The organism is Klebsiella sp. EMBS2024 (assembly GCF_036233805.1).
Classification (GTDB): domain Bacteria; phylum Pseudomonadota; class Gammaproteobacteria; order Enterobacterales; family Enterobacteriaceae; genus Klebsiella; species Klebsiella pneumoniae.
In genome coordinates this window covers 317,124-323,804 of the sequence record NZ_JAZARW010000001.1, presented here as the reverse complement: position 1 = coordinate 323,804, position 6,681 = coordinate 317,124, and the positions used below count along the sequence as shown (strand labels likewise).

General features: G+C 59.5%; 5 protein-coding genes, 1 tRNA gene and 1 pseudogene. 4 read left to right on the top strand and 3 right to left on the bottom strand.

Features of this window, described 5'->3' with window-relative positions:
- Positions 1-122 precede the first annotated feature (122 nt).
- Together VZP09_RS01420 and VZP09_RS01415 are read right to left on the bottom strand one after the other, a co-directional pair.
- Positions 123-788, bottom strand: coding sequence for an HAD family hydrolase (locus tag VZP09_RS01420; protein ID WP_004177299.1), 666 nt, complete (start codon positions 786-788; stop codon positions 123-125).
- Positions 789-883: 95 nt separating this feature from the next.
- Positions 884-1,761 (bottom strand): annotated as a pseudogene (locus VZP09_RS01415) (DMT family transporter).
- Between the two features lie 412 nt (positions 1,762-2,173).
- Between VZP09_RS01415 and VZP09_RS01410 the strand changes: the two are divergent.
- Positions 2,174-2,740: an NlpC/P60 family protein gene (locus VZP09_RS01410; protein ID WP_004222859.1), complete on the top strand. Its 567-nt coding sequence runs from the start codon at positions 2,174-2,176 to the stop codon at positions 2,738-2,740.
- A 44-nt stretch (positions 2,741-2,784) separates the two neighbouring features.
- On the opposite strand, the gene phoE is transcribed toward VZP09_RS01410, so the two are convergent.
- A complete protein-coding gene (gene phoE, locus VZP09_RS01405) occupies positions 2,785-3,837 on the bottom strand; it encodes a phosphoporin PhoE (RefSeq protein ID WP_004144576.1) in 1,053 nt (350 codons plus the stop codon).
- 289 nt (positions 3,838-4,126) lie between these two features.
- Here phoE and proB point away from each other — a divergent pair, with 289 nt between their 5' ends.
- The 3 genes from proB to VZP09_RS01390 all read left to right on the top strand — a co-directional run bounded on the left by proB (position 4,127) and on the right by VZP09_RS01390 (position 6,680).
- Positions 4,127-5,230 carry a glutamate 5-kinase gene (proB, locus tag VZP09_RS01400; protein ID WP_004144574.1) on the top strand — a complete coding sequence of 368 codons (1,104 nt, stop codon included), beginning with the start codon at positions 4,127-4,129 and terminating at the stop codon, positions 5,228-5,230.
- Between the two features lie 10 nt (positions 5,231-5,240).
- Positions 5,241-6,494, top strand: coding sequence for a glutamate-5-semialdehyde dehydrogenase (proA, locus tag VZP09_RS01395; protein ID WP_004147253.1), 1,254 nt, complete (start codon positions 5,241-5,243; stop codon positions 6,492-6,494).
- Positions 6,495-6,607: 113 nt separating this feature from the next.
- Positions 6,608-6,680 (top strand) — tRNA-Thr (locus VZP09_RS01390).
- Position 6,681 lies beyond the last annotated feature (1 nt).

Genomic DNA, 6,681 nt, shown 5'->3' with positions numbered 1-6,681 from the left:
GCGCCGCCGGGCGATGGCATCAGGCACGGAGCTGCGTTTATGCCGGGTGGCGGCTGCGCCTTACCCGGCCTACTCGTCCGGCTCCGACTGTCTGTAGGCCCGGCAAGCATTTATCCGCTCCGCTATTCCAGCCGCCAGCTCAGCACCGGCCAGCCGTATCCGGCACCGGCCGCCTGCAGCTGCGGACAGGGATTGACCAGCCGCACGCGATCCGCATGCAGGCACAGCGGCAGATCGTTAATGGAATCGGTATAGAACGTCACCTCGCCGTCATACTGCGGATGCGCCTCGCGCCACTGCGCCAGACGCGCCACCTTCCCCTGCTGATAGCTGGGGATCCCGGTGATTTCACCGCTGTAGCCGCCGTCGACCATCGCCACGTCAATACCCAGCGCCTGATCGATCTCCAGCGCGGCGGCCACCGCCTGCACCAGCAGGCTAACCGAGGCGGAGATAATCAGCATCTGCTCTCCCTCGGCCCGCAGACGACGAATGAGCTCCCACGCCTGCGGATAGACCCGGGGCAGGATCGCCTCGCGCACGCAGCGGGCCACCAGCGCGTCAACGTCCGACTTCGGTATTCCGGCCAGCGGCGCCTGGATCAGGGCCACATAATCGGCGATATTCATCTCTCCCCGGTCATAATCCGCCATTAGCCGCGCCTCGCGGGCAAGATACCCCTTCTGCGTCGCCAGCCCTTCGCGAACCATAAACTGGCTCCAGACCGTACTGCTATCGCCCTGTATCAGGGTGTTATCGAGATCAAAAATCGTCAGCGTGTTGCCCATGGTACTTTCCCTTACTGGTCAAAATAAGCTGCCGGGAGCATGCGTAAAAAAGATGACAGGAAAATGAACCGGACGCCGCAGCGCCCGGCTCGCCATCAGCCGGCGCGGACCTTCGCGGTGCGGAACACCAGCACGATCCCGCCGACGATCGCCATCATACCGATCATCGCCGCCGCCGGCAGCCGGTTGCCCAGCAGCAGATAATCCAGCAGCGCCGTGATCGCTGGCACCAGATAAAAGAGGCTGGTGACATTGACGATATTTCCCGCGCTCAGCAGACGGTACAGCAGTAGCTGGGCGACCACCGAAATCAGCAGCCCGAGAAACAGCACCGGAATAATCAACCCGGCGTTAACGGTAAACCGGAAGCCGCTGACCGGGGCAATCAGCAGGCACAGCCCCAGACTAACGGCATACTGCAGCGGCAGGACATCCGCCGGCGCCTGACGGCTGCGCTTTTGCCACAGCGCGCCAAAGGTCATCAGCAGCAGCGCCGCCAGCGCAAACAGGATCCCCACCGTCGCCATCGGTGAGGCCGCCAGGCNGCNNGGCTGCGCCACACCAATAGCACCAGCCCCGCCAGGGCAAGCAGCAGTCCTGACAGCCGCCGCCCCTGCAGGCGGCGCTCCACCACGCAAAGCGTAAGGATGGGCTGGATCCCCATGATGGTGGCGATAAGTCCCGGCGTCACGCCGTTGGCCATCGCCTCGAAGTAACAGACCGAATAGCCGCCAATCAGCATCAGACCGGTGACAGCTGTCTGCAGGCGGGTGCCCGGCGCGGGCAGCCAGCGCCGACGGACGATAGCCAGCGGCGTCAGCGCGACCAGGGCAACCAGAAAACGAAAGACCAGCAGCGCCATCGGCGAGGCGTTATCCAGTCCCCAGCGGGTGAAGATGGCCGCGCTGCCCCACAGCAGCACAAAAAGGGCCGTTGTCGCCTGCGAGGCGAGCAGAGAATAGCGAACGTGCATAGCATGCTCCAGAACGTCAAACACAAGGTATCAAGCGTCATACCGGCAGGTAAGCGCCTGCTAAAGACGGCGTTAAGCGCCGAAAACTACCCGGTCTGGAGGGGGAGGCGGTGGGCAGAGCGTGGCGAAGCGATGATGAGGCGCAGACGTCATCCACCCCGCGTCGAAAGCGGCGCCGGGCAAAGTCTCGCTAGAGATGGCGTAATGCGTCATGGAATGCCTCGTGAAATGTTCCTGTCAGCATCCTGGCACAGACCGTTGCGGAGTGACAACTGCCCTTTATGGCTGATCCATCCCGAGGTTGTTTATTTTTAATCGTAAATAAACGTAAAGGCGGCCTCGGCTTATTCAGCCGTGGTTTTTAATCGGCTATAAAACAAAGCAGTCTGCTTGCTACTTCGAAAATAACGATATGAAGCCAAAACTGACGCATGCTCTCTTTTTAATTCCTTTTTTGTTGTTGGCAGGATGCTCCTCCTCACCGAAACAGGCAAAGAACACAAAATCTCATGCGGATATGACCATTGACGGCGGATCGGACGATCTGATCCCGGTGGTGGCGGCCCTGCATGATCAGATGCACACCTGGCAGGGAACCCCCTATGAATGGGGCGGTACTGAACAAAGCGGCGTCGACTGCTCGGGTTTCGTCTGGCGCACGCTGAAGGATCGCTTTAACCTGCCGATGGAGCGGATCACCACCCGCGAGCTGCTGCACATGGGTGTGCGGGTCAATAAGCGGGATTTACGTCCCGGCGATCTGGTGTTCTTCCGCACCCGGGCCGGGATGCACGTTGGCTTTTACGATACCGATCATAATTTCCTTCACGCCTCGAGCAGCCAGGGCGTGATGCGCTCTTCGCTGGACAACCCTTACTGGGAATCAGCGTTCTATCAGGCGCGTCGTCTGCCGAAGGAGTATAACGCGCAGATCACCATGAACAGCGACACCCTGCATCTGGCGAAGAATCGCCGCTAAAAAAAAGCCGCAGCCAGGGCTGCGGCGGGTAGTTCTGCGGTTAATCAGAACTGGTAGGTCATACCCAGCGCGACGATGTCGTCATCGTTGATGCCGAGTTTGTTATCGCTTTTCAGCTGGTTGATTTTGTAATCCACGAAGGCGTTCATGTTTTTGTTGAAGTAATAGGTCAGGCCCACGTCGATGTAGTTAACCAGATCTTCACTCCCCACCCCTTCGATATCCTTCCCTTTCGACAGCACATAGCCGAGGGACGGACGCAGACCGAAGTCGAACTGATACTGCGCCACCGCTTCAAAGTTCTGCGCTTTGTTGGCAAAGCCGCCGCTGATCGGGGTCATCTTGCGGGTTTCAGAGTACATGGTCGCCAGGTAGATATTGTTGGCGTCATATTTCAGGCCGGTCGCCCAGGCTTCCGCTTTCGAACCCTGGCCGCGGGCCAGCAGGTTCTGATCGTTGGTACGGTCGGAGCTGGTGTAGGCTGCGCTGACGGCGAAGTCGCTGCCGCCGAAATCATAGCTTAACGAGGTGCCGACGCCGTCGCCGTTCTGTTTCTTCGCTTCACGGCCTTCGTTTTTACCCTGGTACTGCAGGGTCAGATCCAGGCCATCCACCAGACCGAAGAAGTCGGTGTTGCGGTAGGTCGCCAGGCCGCTGGCGCGCTTGGTCATAAAGTTATCGGTCTGGGCAGAGGAATCGCCGCCGAATTCCGGGAACATATCGGTCCAGGCTTCCACGTCGTACAGGGCGCCAAGGTTACGACCGTAATCGAAGGAGCCGTAGTTCTTCAGCTTCACGCCGGCGAACGCCAGACGGGTTTTCTGACTGGAGTCGCTCTCGGTTTTGTTACCGGAGAATTCAGATTCCCAACGGCCATAGCCGGTCAGGTCGTCGTTAATCTGCGTTTCGCCTTTAATACCGAAACGCACGTAGGTCTGATCGCCATCCTTGCTGTCATAGTCGCTGAAATAGTGCATGGCTTTGATCTTGCCGTACACATCCAGCTTGTTCGCGTTCTTATTATAAACTTCCGCTGCCTGCGTCGCTGTTGAAGCCACAAAGCCCATCATCATTAATGCCAGAGTACTCTTTTTCATTATTCAGTCCTGGTGATTTATTTATACGCGCTATTCAATTGCGGGCGCTCGCCCATCAAAAACTGGAGGTTTTTTAACGCCGGGATATTAAATATTTATGACAAGATGGAACTTTTTATAAAAAAGGGTATTTAAATGTATCTGACATATTTTTGTCACATTCCCTCTCCAGAATGCCCGATCCCGCGCAATAAAATGGCGCGCCCGCCGCCCCGGGTGTTGGCAAGCGGGCCGACTCCTGCTACAACATCAGCTCGATATCGATATTCCTTTTGAACGGCAGAGAATCATGAGTGAAAGCCAGACGCTGGTGGTAAAACTGGGCACCAGTGTTTTAACAGGCGGGTCCCGTCGCCTGAACCGCGCCCATATCGTCGAGCTTGTGCGCCAGTGCGCACAGTTGCACGCCATGGGACACCGTATTGTCATCGTGACCTCCGGGGCCATTGCCGCCGGGCGCGAGCACCTTGGTTACCCGGAACTGCCCGCCACCATCGCCTCCAAGCAGCTGCTGGCGGCGGTGGGACAAAGCCGTCTGATCCAGCTGTGGGAACAGCTGTTTTCTATCTATGGCATTCACGTTGGCCAGATGCTGCTGACCCGCGCCGACATGGAAGACAGAGAACGGTTCCTCAACGCCCGCGACACTCTGCGCGCGCTGCTGGATAACAGCATCGTCCCGGTCATTAACGAAAACGACGCCGTCGCTACCGCGGAAATCAAAGTGGGCGATAACGACAATCTCTCCGCGCTGGCCGCCATCCTCGCCGGGGCGGATAAGCTGCTGCTGTTAACCGACCAGCCAGGCCTGTTCACCGCCGACCCGCGCAGCAACCCGCAGGCGGAGCTGATTAAAGACGTCTACGGCATCGACGACGCGCTGCGCGCCATCGCCGGCGATAGCGTCTCCGGACTCGGCACCGGCGGCATGGGCACCAAGCTGCAGGCCGCGGACGTCGCCTGCCGCGCGGGGATTGATACCATCATCGCCGCAGGCAACCGTCCGGACGTCATCGGCCATGCGATGGCAGGCCTGCCGGTAGGTACCTGCTTCCACGCCCAGGAGTCTCCGCTGGAGAACCGTAAGCGCTGGATCTTCGGCGCGCCGCCGGCGGGGGAAATCACCGTCGATGCGGGCGCGACCCAGGCGATCCTCGAAAGAGGCAGCTCGCTGTTGCCAAAAGGGATCAAAATCGTCAGCGGCAATTTCTCCCGCGGCGAAGTGATCCGCATCCGCAATAGCGAAGGACGCGACATCGCTCACGGCGTCAGCCGCTACAACAGCGATGCGCTGCGCCTTATCGCCGGCCAGCACTCGCAGCAAATCGATGCCATTCTGGGCTATGAATACGGCCCGGTGGCCGTCCACCGCGATGATATGATCATCCGTTAAGGAGCTGAAAATGCTGGAACAAATGGGCATTGCCGCCAAAGCGGCCTCCTGGCAGCTGGCGTTACTCTCCAGCCGGGAAAAGAATCAGGTACTGGAAAAGATCGCCGATTATCTGGAAGCGCAGACCGACGATATTCTGCGCGCCAACGCGGAAGATTTAGCCGAAGCTCGCGCCAATGGCCTGAGTGAAGCGATGCTCGATCGCCTCGCGCTGACCCCGGCGCGTCTGAGCGGCATCGCCAGCGATGTGCGCCAGGTGTGCAATCTGGCCGATCCGGTCGGCCAGGTGATCGACGGCGGGCTGCTGGACAGCGGTCTGCGTATTGAACGTCGCCGCGTCCCGCTGGGGGTGATTGGCGTGATTTATGAAGCGCGTCCTAACGTGACGGTCGACGTCGCCTCCCTGTGTCTGAAAACCGGCAACGCGGCGATCCTGCGCGGCGGGAAAGAGACCTGGCGCACCAACGCCGCCACGGTGAAGGTGATCCAGCAGGCGCTGCAGGAGTGCGGTCTGCCGGCCGCCGCAGTACAGGCTATCGAGAGCCCGGATCGCGCGCTGGTGGGCGAAATGCTGAAGATGGATAAATACATCGATATGCTGATCCCCCGCGGCGGCGCGGGCCTGCACAAGCTGTGCCGCGAGCAGTCAACGATCCCGGTGATCACCGGCGGGATTGGCGTGTGCCATATCTTCGTTGATGAAACCGCCGAGATCGCCCCCGCGCTGAAGATCATCGTCAACGCCAAGACCCAGCGGCCGAGTACCTGCAATACCGTGGAAACGCTGCTGGTGCACCGCAACATCGCCGACACCTTCCTGCCGGCGTTAAGCAAGCAGATGGCCGAGAGCGGCGTCACTCTGCACGCCGCCCCTTCCGCCCTGCCCGCGCTGCAGAACGGCCCGGCGAAGGTCGAGCCGGTGAAAGCGGAGCAGTATGACGACGAGTATCTGTCGCTGGATCTGAACGTCAAAGTGGTGGCCGATATGGATGAGGCTATCGCCCATATCCGCGAACATGGCACCCAGCACTCCGACGCTATCCTGACCCGCACCCTGCGTAACGCCAACCGCTTTATCAATGAAGTGGACTCTTCCGCCGTCTACGTGAACGCCTCCACGCGCTTCACCGACGGCGGCCAGTTCGGCCTTGGCGCGGAGGTGGCGGTCAGCACCCAGAAGCTGCACGCTCGCGGCCCGATGGGGCTGGAAGCGTTAACCACCTATAAGTGGATTGGTTTCGGCGACGATACCATTCGTGCGTAAATGAGAACGGGCGATGCAAAAATAGGCAGTTGATTCCACTGGCTATTGACGCATCGCCCGCTAAGTTCTAACCTTTTGCCTCGTGATTCACGCTCGTGAACACCTCTTGCAGGGCCGATATAGCTCAGTTGGTAGAGCAGCGCATTCGTAATGCGAAGGTCGTAGGTTCGACTCCTATTATCGGCAC

Bases quoted from the DNA above. Each gene is read 5' to 3' on its own strand.
- VZP09_RS01420 (WP_004177299.1), bottom strand. From the start codon at position 788: ATGGGCAACACGCTGACGATTTTTGATCTCGATAACACCCTGATACAG.
- VZP09_RS01410 (WP_004222859.1), top strand. From the start codon at position 2,174: ATGAAGCCAAAACTGACGCATGCTCTCTTTTTAATTCCTTTTTTGTTG.
- proB (WP_004144574.1), top strand. From the start codon at position 4,127: ATGAGTGAAAGCCAGACGCTGGTGGTAAAACTGGGCACCAGTGTTTTA.
- proA (WP_004147253.1), top strand. From the start codon at position 5,241: ATGCTGGAACAAATGGGCATTGCCGCCAAAGCGGCCTCCTGGCAGCTG.
- phoE (WP_004144576.1), bottom strand. From the start codon at position 3,837: ATGAAAAAGAGTACTCTGGCATTAATGATGATGGGCTTTGTGGCTTCA.